This window comes from Paenibacillus sp. G34, assembly GCF_056856875.1.
In genome coordinates, this window is sequence record NZ_CM166469.1 from 3,459,741 (window position 1) to 3,475,039 (window position 15,299).

Here is a 15,299-nt window from a genome sequence, read left to right on the forward strand (position 1 = left end):
AGGAGGGAGAAAATTGAAAAATATGATTTATGATTGCATCGTTATTGGTGGTGGTCAATCCGGTTTGGCAGCAGCCTATTACTTACAAGAAGCTAAACGGAACTTTATCATCCTTGAAAAAAGTGAAGAGCATTTAGGATCATGGGCAAATTACTATGATAGCTTAACGTTGTTCTCGCCTGCACCGTATTCCTCATTGCCAGGACTCCCATTTCCAGGAGGTGCAAATGTTTATCCGCGCAGAGATGAGGTTGTTCAATACTTAAAGTCTTATGCCGCTACATACAATTTTCCAATACACTCAGGGCAAGAAGTAATCAAGGTGGATAAGAAAAGCAATATCTATACAGTCTATACCTCAAGCGGAAAACAGTTTCGTACACGGTCCATCATTTGTGCAAGCGGAGCATTCGTAAATCCTCATATTCCAGACATTCCTGGCATGCATAAATTTAAGGGAGAAATACTTCATGCCAAGAACTACCGAAATGACAAAGAGTTTATAAACAAACGGATCATTGTTGTGGGAGGAGGCAATTCGGCAGTACAAATAGCGGTTGAACTGGCTAGGACGGCGCATGTAACGATTGCATGCAGAAGCCCGATCAAATTCAAGCCGCAGATCATTGCAGGGAAAGATATTCACTTTTGGCTAACCATACTTAGGCTTGATCAATCCAATTGGGGTAAACGGTTATTGCAAAAAAGCAGTGATGGTGTCCTTGATACCGGTATATATAAAAATGCTATTGATCAAGGTAAACCCGATGCCAAACTGATGTTTAAAGCGTTTACGGAAAATGGGATAGTGTGGGCAGATGAGACTCGTGAAAATGTGGATACCGTTATTTTTGCGACAGGGTATATTCCGAATTTCGAATATCTTAGTGGATTGAACATTCTTGACTCATCAGGTGTACCTTTAAAACAAAGCGATGAAAGAATTCATTTTGTAGGTATACCGTGGCAGACCTCTTTTGCTTCTGCGACGATTCGAGGCTCAGGGAAAGATGCGAAAAAAGCTGTGCAATCGCTTGTGAAAAGATTGTGAGCTAACGAATCTCAGGAGGGTGTTATAATTGGTGATTAAAACTATTCTTGAGGTAGATCAAGGTGGAGTCATTGAGTATCAAACGAAGGATATAGTTAAGATGCAAGACGGTCATTATTTTATCAAGTCAACATGTGAATTTTTAGTTCGAGAGTAAAGTCGGTAATCTTTATTGCCAACTTTTTTGGTGCACTAAACCTCCTTATATTCATCGTTGCTTATATAAGTGATTTATTATATGCTTATATCATTAAATGAAGCTGACAAGACTAATCACAGGGGTGTACATATGGAACAAAACATTCAGAAGATGGCTGAGGCGTATAAGTTATTAGCTGATAAAACACGTTTAACCATCATTGCGCTACTTCAGGAACAGGAACTTTGTGTATGTGATATCACTGACATTATTGGCATGTCACAACCAAACGCCAGTCAGCATCTCCGAAAACTAAAGGCAGCCGGTCTCCTTAATGAAAAGAAAAAAGGGCAGTGGGTTTACTATTCCCTTAATCCAGATGCAGAAGCGTATGTTCAGTGTGTGTATCCGTATCTGCCATCCATGAAAGATAAAATAGCAGGATTGAAAAACTGCTGCGGTCCTCAGGAGGAAGCATGACCTTTATCGCGATATTAATCTTTTTGCTTACACTGACTTTTGTGATTTGGCAACCTAAGGGACTTAATATTGGATGGTCAGCGTCAGCTGGTGCTGTCCTTGCACTTCTTTTTGGAGTCGTCAGTCTATCTGATGTAGGTACGGTTACAGGAATCGTATGGAACGCCACGCTTGCTTTTGTAGCTATTATTTTAATTTCACTGATATTAGATGAAATCGGATTTTTTGAATGGGCCGCTCTACACATGGCAAGGCTCGCAAGAGGTAATGGCAAGCTGATGTTCGTTTATGTTGTGCTTCTTGGAGCAGGAGTAGCAGCGTTCTTTGCAAATGACGGTGCCGCACTGATCTTAACGCCTATTGTGCTCGCTATGGTCAGAGCACTCAAATTTGATCAAAAGATGATTTTACCTTTTATCATCGCTAGTGGTTTCATTGCAGATACAACTTCACTTCCGCTCGTCGTGAGCAACCTCGTCAATATCGTTTCTGCCGATTACTTTGGTATTGGCTTTGTGGAGTATGCAAGTCGTATGATTGTTCCGAATTTCTTTTCAATATTGGCAAGCCTTCTGGTCCTGTTCTTGTTCTTTAGAAAGAGTATTCCAGGGAACTACGAAGTAAGTCAGCTCAAAAAGCCAGCCGAAGCGATCAAGGATAAGAAACTGTTCAACATATCTTGGGTGATCTTAGCCGTGCTGCTGGTAGCGTACTTGATGAGCGAGTTCATTCAAGTTCCGGTGTCTGTTATCGCTGGTGTTATAGCGGTGTTGTTTATTTTAGCTGCAAGGTGGAGTCACGCTATTCAAACCTGGAAGCTCATTAAAGGGGCTCCATGGGCAGTCGTGATTTTCTCCATTGGTATGTACGTTGTCGTTTATGGACTGCGAAATGTAGGATTGACGGATGAGCTTGGTAAGGTCATTCAGGCTATTGCCGACAAGGGACTCTACATCTCTACACTTGGCATGGGCTTTCTAGCTGCAGTATTGTCTTCGGTTATGAACAATATGCCAACGGTGATGATTGATGCGCTTGCTATTGATGGAACCAGCACGGAAGGTGTCATTCGGGAATCGCTGATTTACGCCAATATTATCGGTAGTGACTTGGGTCCTAAAATTACACCGATCGGATCGCTAGCCACACTTTTGTGGCTACATGTACTGTCCCGTAAGGATGTAAAAATCACGTGGGGAAGTTATTTCAAAATTGGAATTGTGCTCACCATCCCAACGCTCTTTATCACGTTAACAGGACTGTATTTGTGGTTACACTTGATTCATTCAACAAGTATAAACGTTTGGTTGATGATTGCCGTAATCACAGTAGCATTGGTTGATATCGCTATGATCATAAGAACGTTAATTAACTCAAAAATGGGCGAAGCGAAAGTACAAGTAAGCCAAGCCAAAGATAAAGGAGATCAATAATCATGAACAACAAACCACTTGTTTACTTTTTGTGTACAGGAAACTCTTGCAGAAGCCAAATCGCCGATGGATTTTTAAAGGCACTTGGTAGTGACAAATATGAGGTGAGAAGTGCAGGATTAGAGGCGCATGGCTTAAATCCTCGTGCGGTTCAAACGATGAAAGAAGCTGGAATCGATATTTCGAATCATACATCCGATGTAATTGATCCTGAGATTTTAAAACAAGCAGACTACATCATCACGCTTTGTGGTCATGCCAACGATAATTGTCCCGTTGTACGTAACGATAAAGCTGAAAGATGGCACTGGGGCTTCGATGATCCAGCCAAGGCGACAGGTACAGAGGAAGAAATCACAGCCACATTCGCTAAGGTCCGTGATTCCATTAAAGCTCGTATCGAGCAATTCTTGAAAGAAGGTAAGTAAAATGGATCACGCCGAAAAGAAATACCATGCACTTATTGCTGGAAAAGTTTTTATGGGCGGAGCTGCCGACGTAGAGGCAATGGTTCTTAACGAAGGCATAGAAGTCGTGGTGGATCTTCGAGAAGAAGCAACAGAGTGCGCGTATCCAACAGATCATGTGAAGTGGGTGAAGATTCCACTTGATGACGATACGAAAGGACATGAAGCTGAGCTTTTTAAACAAGCCATTCATGAGGTTGTTGGAGCATATAATGCCGGCAAGAAGGTTGCCTTTCATTGTGGTGGAGGCAAGGGTAGAACGGGAACTGTTGCAGCTGGCACTCTGTTAGAGCTAGGGGTAGCCAATACAGTAGAGGATGCTGAACTGAAGGCAAAAGGCATTAGAAGTATCATTAATATTAAACCGATTCAAAAGAAACTATTAAATAAATTATTCTGAAACAAGGCTTTTAATCGTTAAGCTAACGGGAAAAGGTAGCACAATAAAATTAGAAAAGCAGCTGATCAATGTGATTGGCTGCTTTTCTAAAGGCAAGTCATGGATCAAACATTACATACATATGTACAAAATACGAGTTTTGTGAAACAGTACTGACGAATTAAAAGAGCCGCCAAGATTTTTATCTTGTGCAGCTCAGTTTTTCACTCTTTTAGGTTAATCCCATACGACTTCAGTTCCTGCAATAAAATCATGTATTGCACGGCGATCTTCTCTCATGCCGACCATAAACATGCTCACAATAACTCCAATACCTAAAGTTAACGCGTACACAATTCCTGCGACTAAAACTCGCATTAACATTGTAGTGATTTTAGGTGGTTCTTGTGTATCATAGGTTTGAATTCGGATTCCACATATCCGTTTTCCGATTGTTCGGCCATACCAGTAAACTGGTAAAAGTATTGAATACAACGCACTCAATATTTGGGCTATCGGCTCATTTGTATCAAAGTTCCCAGTAAGTACACCTGCGATGATAACTAATGGAATTCCAATGATAAGACCATCTAGCAAACTTGCTCCTAATCTAATCCAAAAACCTGCCTTATACAAAATGATTTCCTCCAAACTATTTTGTCATACCTTGATGATTATTTATATTATACATGAAATATATACCAATTGGTTCATATTATCCATATTATTCATTTTAATCTCCTAAACCTCTTCCATATCGCTTTGTGAATTTTCGGACATTCTTATTCGAATCAATATATTGAAACTTACATTACATATATAAAGCCCCCTTATAAAAAAAAAGCCACATGGTTTCACATGGCTTCAGAAATGTATATCCCCCTGCTCATTCAATTATCTAATGAAATGCTTTCCAGAACGACCCTTCTGTATTAATGATGCTCATGATCTGACTAAACGGAATCGTAAATGTCGGGAATCCCGCAGCATATGGTGCAATATCATAGGGATTGAAATATAGATGCAGCGCATCCGCTGTCACAAAAAAAGGCTGGTTCGCACTTATTCCGGTGTACGTATCTGGAAAAACATAAGAATACTGCGGATCATTTTTGATCTGCTCCCCTACAATCTGGCTTAACACCTTCACATAGTCACTGTTTGGTTTAAACAAATCCTTCAGCTCATACAGCTGGCCATTGGACAGATTAATAATCGCATACACCATCGTTGGCATACCATGCGCGGCGCCAGCGGGATAGTTATAACCCGTTAATTGCAATTGAAGCAGTTGCTGCTGGTAGAACGTGATATCAAAATCACCGGTATAGGTGTAATTCAGTTGCTGATCTGCAGGAACAGGTTTGACTTGTGAAAGCTGCTTCAGTCTAGCATTTAACATATCCTGCTCCGATGGATTGGTCAATCCTTCAACCTGCGGATAATAGACGAGGTAATCTCGATTAGGTTTATACTTCTCTTCACGCACCCGATAAGGCGGATGTAGAGGTACGATTGTATTTTGCTGCCATATAATCTGTCCAGCACGGTTCACATAGGATAAACGTTGATCCACAAACACCTTAATGAGATTCGGAGCCACAACTTCCATGGATCCTGCCCCTGTCACACGAGGATATCCTGGAGCAGGTCTGCCGCTTAAATCCAGCAGATAAGTCTGATTTCCATCCGATGCGGAAGCGAGACCCTGTTTGTAATTTTCCACATTACGATAGATAAAATTGGTTAGTATCCTGCCGTTCACGTCAGAGATCGCATACATCGAGCCAATATAAGGCTCCTCCGGATTAATGGCTTTCCCGAGTGCGTACCTGTTCTCTCCAAGCTCCCGTATATCGTTATAGGCCGGTTGAATCACAAATGATCCCTGCATATTAATGACACCATAGCTGGATTTGTAATCCTCTGCTGTGTTGACAATAGCCTGCCCATCGTTAAAAGCAAATGCTGAAGTAAACTTAGGCTGAATACGAACGTTACCCCGTTCATCAATGTACCCGTATTTGCCCGAGAGTTCTTTTTGAAAAGCAAGCAATCCATCTCCAAGTGGCCCTACATAGGCATATGGATAAGTTGCAAGCCGATTTCCATTCCGATCGATGAGCGCATATTCCTGATCTTTAATCTGTACAACGGCTCTGCCTTGCTGAAAATCATTTGCTGACGCAAATTGTGCTCGGATCACTTCATTTCCCGAAGCATCCAGGTAACCATAGAGACTTGATGAGCCATTCGCCTGATTTGGATTATTATCGTAAAACATCGCTCTGCCTTCATGCATATCTGCGATAAACGGGTAAGCCCGTTCAGTTAGAACAGTGCCCTGCTCATTGATCATTTTAAAGCCTTGAGAATCAATAGCCATGGCCCGCTCTTCGGAGAAAGAATTAATCGAATCATACACTGGTTGAACCACATACTGTCCTTGAAGATTAATGACACCCGCACGGCCGTTCTTCACGACAACTGCCAATCCATTCGGCTGAAAAGCCTGAGCTTCCTCCAGTACCGGTTCCAAACGAACATGTCCCTCCGCATCCATATAACCCCAGCGGGTTCCGCTCGTGGTTCGAACAGAGACAGGATATAGCCATGTAGTATATCTCGTATGAGTACTTCCAGCGAGCGCTTGTTTAATTTTTTTCTCCAGTTCAAGCAAGTTCTCTCTCGAAGGATACGCTTCCGGGAAACTTAGCGCTTTTTGTACCGAAGTTAGTGCTGCGGGATATAACCCTGCATGAAATTGAGCATCCGCAAGGTAATACCAATAAAACACATAGTCAGGATAATCTTCTGTTAATTTCTCATAATATTGCACAACTTTAGAATAATAGGCACGGTATACATCTGTTGCTGGAACCCACAGACCTTGATGCCATCGAATAATATCTACTCGATAAGCTTCTCCTGTATCGTGAATCCATAGCGCAATTTCAACCTTGCCATCTCGCCCGTGCGCACCAGGCATATCTATAATCTCAGCATAGCTATAATATAAATCGTCAGGAGCAATATCCTTCAGACCAGATTCAGTCCATTCATATACCGCAAGCTTTGACCAAATCGCTCCAATCTGCCAGCCTACGATCAGATTATTTCTTGCTTTTGAAATTACTGGCGCTGCCGTGAGCAACGTAACACCATATCCAAGTCCTTTTGTCAGAGCCATCTTGATCCATTGGCCTTGCACAAACTTTAATATAAGCAGATACAGCTCACTATTCAGCTGGTAAACAGCAGCAATCTCCGGTAGTCCATCACCTGTAAGATCAGCTGCATACACAGCAGGATGTAGATTGGGCTTATCAATCGTAATGACCGTTGCACCCGCCGGAATATGTTGATTCACGATTTGCAGTAATAGCGGTTCACTCATCGACATCTTCGCTTCCTCCCTTATGACCGCATTCGCCTAATGGTATGCATCATTACACGGGATATGACACGAAAATGTTTTAACGCCTTCATTTTATTCTTCAAGACTCACTATGATTTATAATCTTCATTAAGGAATTTCACGTTAGTTAGGTTAATACATAAATCAGTTAATAGATAACTTCGCTTTTTCGTGGAAAATAACAAACATTATTGGTAAAATTATGAACACAAGTGCATCCAACACGTGTATGTTCAATTTAATTATTTTCAGTAGAAAAATGGAATAATCCCTTTTTAGAATTGTTTTACATGCTCTCACATCCGCTAATTTTGTCTCATCTATATAGGGTTTGTCTCTTCTTTATTGGAGCTGTATGAATTCACTTCAATAAGGATAAGGATATTCGGATTATGAGATAACATTATTTCATGGTAGGAGGATTTTTTATGAGAAGGAATTTTACATTCATTTTGACTTCACTGCTGTTCCTCGTGGCATGCTCAAACTCAAGTCATGGTGAACTTCAAAGTTGGGCATTTGATGTTGTAACGTGGAATAATGCGGTTTACAAGGTGACAAATGAAACTGTGGTTACAACTGAAGTGGAGAGCGAAATTGGAACAATTAAAAAATTCAATACAAATGAAAGTAATGAATTACCAAACCTGTTTTCTAACAAGTATAAAAAAGGAACATCATTATTTAAAGTGAAAAATATCGAGACAACCGATTATATCGCTGTAAAGGATAACGAGACTTACCATAAAGCAATAAGGATGAAGGGAATGAATACAGCAGCCACTTTCTCAGTTTTTTAGATCTTTTACCTCTATTTTAGATTACTTGCCTCTAAAAACTCTAATTCCTCATCATTTTGAACTTCTATAATCTGATTAAAACGCAAAAACCCGTAAGTGGATCGTTTATCAAACAAACTGTCCATCTTGCGGGTCTCAGTTAAAACTTAACTTAAGGGATTTTACTTTTTGTATTCGAAAAATTCAAGGTTATTATCCATTGTTAACACGAGAATACAGAGTATGCTCTTGCAATAATTCCTTACGGCTTGGCTAATGTTCTCCCACAAGATCAGTAAATGTACTGATTTGTACATATTGGGCCAATCGGCAGTACTGATCCAACAGCTGCTCCTCATGCCCCTCGCCAAGCGCAACCCGGCGTCCCGCTTCCAAAACACCATGGATCAATTCATGCAGGAAATGCATTTGCATTCGTTGCACATCTGTAGCTAGCTGTTCCAGCAGCTGCGTATCTCGAATCGTAAACTGAGATAACCCCCGAAGCAGTAATTCCTCGGACCAGTCGCGTAATTGTTGAATCAACCCATTATCTTCTTCCAAAACGCACCATCCTTCCACTACCCGAATCCAGCTTTAAACTCAGCAACGTCTGGCCTTTAAGGAAACTGATCGGGGTGATCCGTTTCGCCCCCAAACGCACAAACGCATAAAAATGCTCAAGCTTCTGCGAACCAAATCCCGACTCCAGTCTATGAATCATGGACTGCCAATCAGATGAGTAAGGAAGAGTGAGTGGCAATCGCTCCCCCTCCGTATCTTCTACGGTAAGGATCAGATCCTGCTTTTGCTTATTAAACGTATGTTCTACAATGCGGGTTACTTCAATTAATGCTAACCGTTCTTTCGGTTCTGTGAATAAATCAATAGAATCTGGTTGCAGTTGAAGTGCTGACGGTATGTCCATCAGATACGCTCCGAAATTCACCTCATTCACACGGGTCCGCGGCAGAATACTGAGCTTTGCTCCATCACCTGAAGAAATTCGTCGTTCTTCATTGACTTTAACCGACTGAAACTGAACTTCTTCTCCCGTAAATTGACTAAATGTCAAACTTGGCAACCAAGGGGTAAACGCTGCATAATGCTCGGCAAACGAGAATTGTTGATCCTCATAATACACTGCACGTACATCACTGTACGTATAGATCTGTCCGTCATCAAAGCAATAGAAATAATACGTAATCCCGCGAAATCCTGATCGTGTCTCCCAAGAGTCTGCGCCTAACCCATAGAGATGGAGTGAAGGAACAGTAAAATACTTACTTCGAAAGCTACCAACGAGCTGGTTCTGCTGCTTTGTAGAGATATCCCCTTGCATAAGCACCTCTAACGCAAGATAAAGTTTACTTATGCGTTCCAGCATCGCCTGCATGGAGAACCGAACATGTCTTTTGAAGAAAAGTTGAAGCTCTCCCTGAATTCCTCGCAGACTACGCTCAATATCTGGAAGATTACCGCTATGTGCTGTAATCGCCAATGTCTCAAGCTGTGCCAGATAGGATTGAGGTAACCTTGCTAACCCTGTTTTAAGCATACCTGCGAGCATTTCACGGCATTCACGAACCGTTTGAAGCGAGAACTTCGCTTCATATGCACGCTCACTCAGAACCCCCGTATCATCCAGTCCATGAATCATTCGGTATCGCAGCAGAGCTTCAAGTTTGGCCATCTTTCCGGCAGTTTGCTTCAATTTGCATAAAGCTTTAGTCAGATTAGGTTCTTCTGTAAAGGAAACCTCAATATCCTGACTTTTCAGATGAACAGTAAGCAACGTGTCATCCGTGATCTGAATATCTTCGGGATAACGCAAACGAAAAACAATTTCCTCAACCATTGTTGAAGTATATGATTTGATCATTGGCGCAAGATCGGCTCCAAGCATCCAGTTAAAACGAGAGCTCTCTTCCAATGGTTGAGTTAGCAATTCGTAACCAGGGCTGGCTAACTCCTTAACAAGAAGAAGCTTATCCTTTTCCAAAGCCTGCTCCTTATCAGAAAGCTCATGCACTTGGGGAGCCGCAGATTCTTCATCTATAACTGTTGATGGTTTTGACGCATCATCTTGTTCTAGCGTTTGCTGCCGCTGAGCATACAAAATGGCAATCAGCACATGCTTGCAGATATTCTCCGACGGACAAGAACATTGCCACTCATCCAGCGTAGCATGGAGGGTACACTCCGTACCCTCACTCAGCTGACAGTTCACCGATGCTTCATTCCACGTATACTGCACAAGAACACCTTGATCCAGCTCTTTAAGCGCCCTCTTATATAATCCCTTGTTCGCATGGCGAATGAGATAATCCTCTGTGCACAGCTTCGCGAAGTGTCTGAATTTCTGCTTAAATTCATTGAACTCGTTCATACCCACAGAATCAGCGCCCCGTTGCTCTCAAAATATCATAGATCGTTTCACTAAAAACTCGGCCTGGAATTTTGCCCAGAGGGATCGATTTATTATCTGCGTAATAATAGTGCTGTCTCTTGCCGTTAGGTTTAAAGAAATGTAATGATTCCAGCGTAACATCATCCATTCCTTCATAATAAGTGATACTAGTACCGCTGAATCGAAGTTCAGCAACAATGTCTCCATACTCTTTATAAAACTCATTGAACCAGCCGCCGTCTTGTGCAGGGCCCTTAATCCAGCCGTATTTCTCCAGAGCTTTCGGGAGTGCAGTGGGAGAGAACTCCTCTTCCGGAAGGCGTTCAAATTCTGTCTTGGCCTGATCATCATCCTCAACCAAGTGCACTTGACGTTTCAGCTGCTCAAACGGCTGTTTAACCTCATAATCCTCAAGCTGAGTAGTCCAGCCCTCCAGAATTTCCTGATCCAGTTCAAGCGGATGCACCAGGCCTACCTGAGCTCCTGATGGCAAATCCGTTTCATCCTCATCCACCGTGTTGAACGTACCGTCCTCCATGTACCGGAATGTACTCATCAACTCACCATGTTCATAGATGCCCCAGATTAATCCAACAGCGAACTTCTGCATAATCACATTGTTTACAAACAGGGATGTCCATTCCTCAGCCGTCCAGAGACGTTGCTTCGACAAGGACTCTTCCAAACGCTGTGTCTGGATCGTAACCATCGTTTTAAGATCCTTTTTCAACTGGGTGAAACGTGCCTTGGATTGTGCAGCAAGCTCGGGGTCATCCTTCTGTGCCGGAGCAGGCAAACTTTTGACTGATTTACCTGTCTCCTCATTCATGACGACAACCTGCAGCTCGGCATTAACTTTAACCTGGAAGGAACGTTCCCCATAGCTTAGCTGTAAAGTACCATCTTCATCAAAACCAAGGGAAGTGACAAGCCGGTCTTCAAGCTGTTCCGCTGTCAGTCCCATGTTCTCCGCAGCAAGCTGTAATGCTTCTTCCGCTGCACCTTTAACCTGACGATTCTTCACACTACGTTTAATCTTGTCGATCGCCATGAGTGCGGAAGGTTCTTTCAGATACGCCAGCACCTTCACTGCCTCTGCTGCAATAGCACCACGGCTGTTCTCTGTCCATTCTTTAATCTGCGGAGTCAAGATATGAACAATCTGAATATCACCGAAGAGTGCGGAGACATACATAACCCACTTTTCCTTTGCAGGTGCACCTTCATGAATCCATATCTGCAACAATTCCTTTGAAAAGCGGATGAGCGAAGCTTCGTTTACATATTCTCGTAGTTCATTTAACCGCTCATTCGGGCCAGACCCATGATCAATCGATTGCAGTAATACATATTGTTTGATCCGATCATCCAGAGGCTGACCGTCCGCTGAACGGATTAAAGCTGGCAGTTCCTTGAGAGGTAACCAGCTGATGCGGGACATCTTCTTGGGATCGGCCAAGTCAGCAAGTGCTGCGTGTGCATATTCAGGGCTTAGGTCAGCCGTATCAAGCAGAATTTGAATCAGGTTTTTCCAATCCGCTGCCTTCTCGTTCTGCAAAAGCTCTGTATATAATTCCTTACTGTTACCCAGACTTCGAATCGCCGTTAAAGCCATTTCTTTAATGGATGCTTTTTTCTCCGCGCGATAGATCATCATATACAGTTCCTGATCCGGAACCCGGTTGAATTCGGCCAAAGCAATACTGCTAGCTCGTTTGGAAGCATCCTGTAAACCTGCCTGAATAGCTGCCACCAATTGTTGCATAGGCAGGGTTTCTCTCTGCTCAAATGCAACTTCAAGCGTTAAAATACGTGTATCCGTTGGCAGTTTTTTATACTGTTTCAATGCATACTCCAGATTTTGCTGTAAAATACGGCGATACTCATCCTGCGGCATCGATTGATACGTATAATCTGTCATACCATTCAGCGAGATCAGACTAGTCAGCAGTTGTTCTCGTTTTACCTGCGGATCGTCACCATACGTATTCAAAATCTGCTCACCACTAAAAGCATAAGAATGATACATGTCCGAAACAATGTCCAGCGTCCATTCCGGATGAGTTAGCAAAATCGCAAAGCGGTGCATCGGCTCCGAATCAAGTGGCAGGAAACTGATGCTAATGAGATTGTTAATCCGTTTCCGGTCCCGGTTGACATGATTAAACAATCCGCGGCTGTCCTTGTCTTCCCAATACTCTTCAAGGGAGTACTCACCACTTAAATATCTCGCAATGGCAAGACCTTGTCTCCCACCTTCCAAAGGTTGACGCAACACACGGAACACGGCCTCTTCAATTGTGTTTTCCGGTTGAATTCCATGGATGTCTTGATCCGACATCAATTTATGAAGACATAACTTCAGGAATGGTGCTCTGACAATCTCATATGCTCGTTTGGCGTGCTCTGGCTGATTGGCAATCGCCGCCTTGATGATAATCCATGATACGCGGTATGAATTTAATTCGAGTTGCATCATTTCAATTAATTGATAGGGCTCGTTCAGCGGGATCAGCCCGGACAGCAGATCATCTTCGCTTCTTGAACGGGGATTCATACTAAGTAAATACTTCCGAACCTCTATCGGATAGAGCTCATGCAGGTGATGAACGACGTCCAGAAGCACCTTGCCAACGTCACTAATGTTATCCAGAAAGCGTTGCTTTCCTCCATTGATATTCGTCAGATACAAGACCGCGCTGCTCAATAAAACCATTGTCTGATGGAATTCTGCATGTGAAACATGATGTTTCGCGGAGTAAGTGATTTCTGGATAATGCTTGGCAATCAATTCGTTACGTTTCTGTTTCAGGAATTCCTCTTCCAGCAACTGTGACGAACTGTTTTGTTTGCCTTGAACGTTGCCTGCCACCAACGGTTCAATCAAGCGGTACAGCTCTTGATGAAGCTTTGCCGCATCGTTAGCCATAACATGCTGGAACAGCTCGGGCAGGACGGAACTCAGATCCTTGATCTCTTGCTTATTCGCCAATTCTAGATCCGGTTGCACACACAAATGAACAAGCATCATAGCATCAATCACATCTCTGAAATTACCCTGACTGTCTGCTTTTTTGGAATCAAAAAGCCATTGTGCTCGCTTCACGCGCCTCTTAAGCTCGGAGAGGATTTCTTCTTCGCCCGCATATTGTTTCATTTTCTTCAAACGAGATAACAAGGTTCCCATTCGATCTGAACGCTTGCTTTTCCCATTTAATCCGTAGGCCTCCGAATCCTCACCAAGACAAGCTGCAAATGCGCTAACTCCCCAAGGGCTTCTTCGAAAATAATTGGATTCCAAATGCATGGCAATAGCGCCGGCACGGAAAAAAATATCTCCATCATCTTTCTTGCCAAGCTTGGACAGTGATTCTACCGTTCGATAGACATAATGACTCGTTTTACCCATCATCTCAGGGAACTTTTCGGTTGTACCCATGACATAATCAATAATTTCGGAGCTGCGATCCGTTTTAAGCGAGTAGTCATCTGAACAAATGGAAGCGAACTTTTCAACCAAACTCTCTACTGCACGTTCTGCGGTAAGCATGATTTATTCCTCCTAAAAGTATGTTTAAGTGATAATTTCGCCGATCCATTCGGCAAGTTCGTTAGGTGTAATCGCTGCCACATGTGCCCCCATATTGGCTAGCGTCTGTGCAGCATGTTTGTTATAAACCGAATCTCCGTTGAAATCGAGAGCTGTAAGCACAAGCAACTTGCATCCCGCATCGATAATATCCTTACAGGCTTGATACATCTGATTAATCGGGTAACCTTCCTCCAGATCACTCACCAAAATGTAGATCGTTTTTCCAGGATTCTCAATCAGCGTCTCCCCATAACGAAGCGCTTTGGCGATATGGGTTCCTCCACCAAGTTGCACATTCATCAATACATCAACGGGGTCCTCAAGTCGATCGCTTAGGTCCACAACTTTGGTATCAAAGATGAACATCTTTGTGCGTAGCGCATTCAATCGATAGAAAATACTCGCCATGACCGAACTGTAAATCACCGAATCCATCATGCTGCCGCTTTCATCTACACCGATAATGATGTTCCACTTATTGTGCTGCTCTATATTCCCGTCAAAATAAAGACGATCGATCACAAACCTTCGTTTGTGTTTATCATAATTTTTAAGATTACGAGTAATCGTTCGTTTAAAGTTCAGGTTGCGCAAGGATCGCACCGAACTGGAAGCGTAGCGACTGCGTTTCCCCATAATACTGGCCCGAGTATGAGACTCCAGCTTCCTGCGCAGATCCTCAACCACTGTGCGTACAATATCTTTTGCACTCCGCAGTACGTCACCTTTCATTCGCCCTTTGAACTGCATGATGTTTTTGAGAAGATTCATATTGGGTTCAAGGGACTCCAGCAGTTTTTTATCGGTTAACAGTTCCGTCAGTCCATAACGATCCAGTGCCTGCTTCTCCAAAATTTCAACCGTTGATTTGGGAAAAAGATCTCTGACCTTGTGTAACCATTTCGGAACGGTAAGCTCGGATGAACCACGCCCGCCTTCTTTACGATAACCTTGCTCTTCCCCGTATTCACGGTTGTATAGATACCCTAAAATCTCGTCCAGCTCCATATACTGGAACTCATCCGTTGTATATTGATCTGATTCACAAAGACCTGCCTCAGCAGATTCACCAAGAATCAGGCGCCACCGATTCAATGTTTCAACAGCACTTCGTTCTTCCGAGGAAGACAACTCTGGCAACATTTCGTCCT

Annotated in this window: 12 protein-coding genes; 6 read left to right on the forward strand and 6 right to left on the reverse strand. The window is 42.9% G+C overall.

Annotation, left to right across the window (positions count from 1 at the left end; genetic code table 11):
- The first annotated feature begins 22 nt into the window (after window positions 1-22).
- The 5 genes from AC1VYS_RS15585 to AC1VYS_RS15605 all read left to right on the forward strand — a co-directional run bounded on the left by AC1VYS_RS15585 (window position 23) and on the right by AC1VYS_RS15605 (window position 3,970).
- On the forward strand, window positions 23-1,051 hold the full coding sequence (locus AC1VYS_RS15585) for a flavin-containing monooxygenase (RefSeq protein ID WP_482915014.1): 1,029 nt from the start codon (window positions 23-25) through the stop codon (window positions 1,049-1,051).
- Window positions 1,052-1,340: 289 nt separating this feature from the next.
- Window positions 1,341-1,670 (forward strand): ArsR/SmtB family transcription factor, encoded by a 330-nt coding sequence (locus AC1VYS_RS15590; protein WP_482910460.1) that lies wholly within the window; start codon window positions 1,341-1,343, stop codon window positions 1,668-1,670.
- Entirely contained in the window at window positions 1,667-3,103 is a 1,437-nt protein-coding gene (locus AC1VYS_RS15595) for an arsenic transporter (RefSeq protein WP_482910461.1), read from the forward strand. The genes AC1VYS_RS15590 and AC1VYS_RS15595 overlap by 4 nt, the downstream gene beginning before the upstream one ends.
- 2 nt (window positions 3,104-3,105) lie before the next feature.
- Window positions 3,106-3,531 carry an arsenate reductase (thioredoxin) gene (gene arsC / locus AC1VYS_RS15600; RefSeq protein WP_174812091.1) on the forward strand — a complete coding sequence of 142 codons (426 nt, stop codon included), beginning with the start codon at window positions 3,106-3,108 and terminating at the stop codon, window positions 3,529-3,531.
- A gap of 1 nt (window position 3,532) precedes the next feature.
- Window positions 3,533-3,970 carry a protein-tyrosine phosphatase family protein gene (locus AC1VYS_RS15605; RefSeq protein ID WP_482910462.1) on the forward strand — a complete coding sequence of 146 codons (438 nt, stop codon included), beginning with the start codon at window positions 3,533-3,535 and terminating at the stop codon, window positions 3,968-3,970.
- A gap of 216 nt (window positions 3,971-4,186) precedes the next feature.
- Here the strand turns inward: AC1VYS_RS15605 and AC1VYS_RS15610 are convergent, their stop codons facing one another.
- Together AC1VYS_RS15610 and AC1VYS_RS15615 are read right to left on the reverse strand one after the other, a co-directional pair.
- Window positions 4,187-4,591, reverse strand: coding sequence for an RDD family protein (locus AC1VYS_RS15610; RefSeq protein WP_482915015.1), 405 nt, complete (start codon window positions 4,589-4,591; stop codon window positions 4,187-4,189).
- A gap of 256 nt (window positions 4,592-4,847) precedes the next feature.
- Window positions 4,848-7,352 (reverse strand): WG repeat-containing protein, encoded by a 2,505-nt coding sequence (locus AC1VYS_RS15615; RefSeq protein ID WP_482910463.1) that lies wholly within the window; start codon window positions 7,350-7,352, stop codon window positions 4,848-4,850.
- Window positions 7,353-7,795: 443 nt separating this feature from the next.
- Here AC1VYS_RS15615 and AC1VYS_RS15620 point away from each other — a divergent pair, with 443 nt between their 5' ends.
- Window positions 7,796-8,167, forward strand: a complete 372-nt coding sequence (locus AC1VYS_RS15620) for a hypothetical protein (RefSeq protein WP_482910464.1) — start codon at window positions 7,796-7,798, stop codon at window positions 8,165-8,167.
- A gap of 252 nt (window positions 8,168-8,419) precedes the next feature.
- On the opposite strand, the gene AC1VYS_RS15625 is transcribed toward AC1VYS_RS15620, so the two are convergent.
- Genes AC1VYS_RS15625 through AC1VYS_RS15640 form a run of 4 tightly spaced genes read right to left on the reverse strand, consistent with a single transcriptional unit; the run spans window position 8,420 to window position 15,291 of the window.
- Window positions 8,420-8,710 (reverse strand): hypothetical protein, encoded by a 291-nt coding sequence (locus tag AC1VYS_RS15625; protein ID WP_482910465.1) that lies wholly within the window; start codon window positions 8,708-8,710, stop codon window positions 8,420-8,422.
- Window positions 8,697-10,535, reverse strand: coding sequence for a hypothetical protein (locus AC1VYS_RS15630; protein WP_482910466.1), 1,839 nt, complete (start codon window positions 10,533-10,535; stop codon window positions 8,697-8,699). Before AC1VYS_RS15630 ends, AC1VYS_RS15625 begins: the two co-directional genes overlap by 14 nt.
- Window positions 10,536-10,545: 10 nt before the next feature.
- Window positions 10,546-14,106, reverse strand: coding sequence for a DUF4132 domain-containing protein (locus AC1VYS_RS15635; RefSeq protein WP_482910467.1), 3,561 nt, complete (start codon window positions 14,104-14,106; stop codon window positions 10,546-10,548).
- 24 nt (window positions 14,107-14,130) lie between these two features.
- Window positions 14,131-15,291, reverse strand: coding sequence for a VWA domain-containing protein (locus AC1VYS_RS15640; protein WP_482915016.1), 1,161 nt, complete (start codon window positions 15,289-15,291; stop codon window positions 14,131-14,133).
- Window positions 15,292-15,299 lie beyond the last annotated feature (8 nt).

Bases quoted from the DNA above. Each gene is read 5' to 3' on its own strand.
- AC1VYS_RS15585 (WP_482915014.1), top strand. From the start codon at position 23: ATGATTTATGATTGCATCGTTATTGGTGGTGGTCAATCCGGTTTGGCA.
- AC1VYS_RS15590 (WP_482910460.1), top strand. From the start codon at position 1,341: ATGGAACAAAACATTCAGAAGATGGCTGAGGCGTATAAGTTATTAGCT.
- AC1VYS_RS15595 (WP_482910461.1), top strand. From the start codon at position 1,667: ATGACCTTTATCGCGATATTAATCTTTTTGCTTACACTGACTTTTGTG.
- arsC (WP_174812091.1), top strand. From the start codon at position 3,106: ATGAACAACAAACCACTTGTTTACTTTTTGTGTACAGGAAACTCTTGC.
- AC1VYS_RS15605 (WP_482910462.1), top strand. From the start codon at position 3,533: ATGGATCACGCCGAAAAGAAATACCATGCACTTATTGCTGGAAAAGTT.
- AC1VYS_RS15615 (WP_482910463.1), bottom strand. From the start codon at position 7,352: ATGTCGATGAGTGAACCGCTATTACTGCAAATCGTGAATCAACATATT.
- AC1VYS_RS15620 (WP_482910464.1), top strand. From the start codon at position 7,796: ATGAGAAGGAATTTTACATTCATTTTGACTTCACTGCTGTTCCTCGTG.
- AC1VYS_RS15630 (WP_482910466.1), bottom strand. From the start codon at position 10,535: ATGAACGAGTTCAATGAATTTAAGCAGAAATTCAGACACTTCGCGAAG.
- AC1VYS_RS15635 (WP_482910467.1), bottom strand. From the start codon at position 14,106: ATGCTTACCGCAGAACGTGCAGTAGAGAGTTTGGTTGAAAAGTTCGCT.
- AC1VYS_RS15640 (WP_482915016.1), bottom strand. From the start codon at position 15,291: ATGTTGCCAGAGTTGTCTTCCTCGGAAGAACGAAGTGCTGTTGAAACA.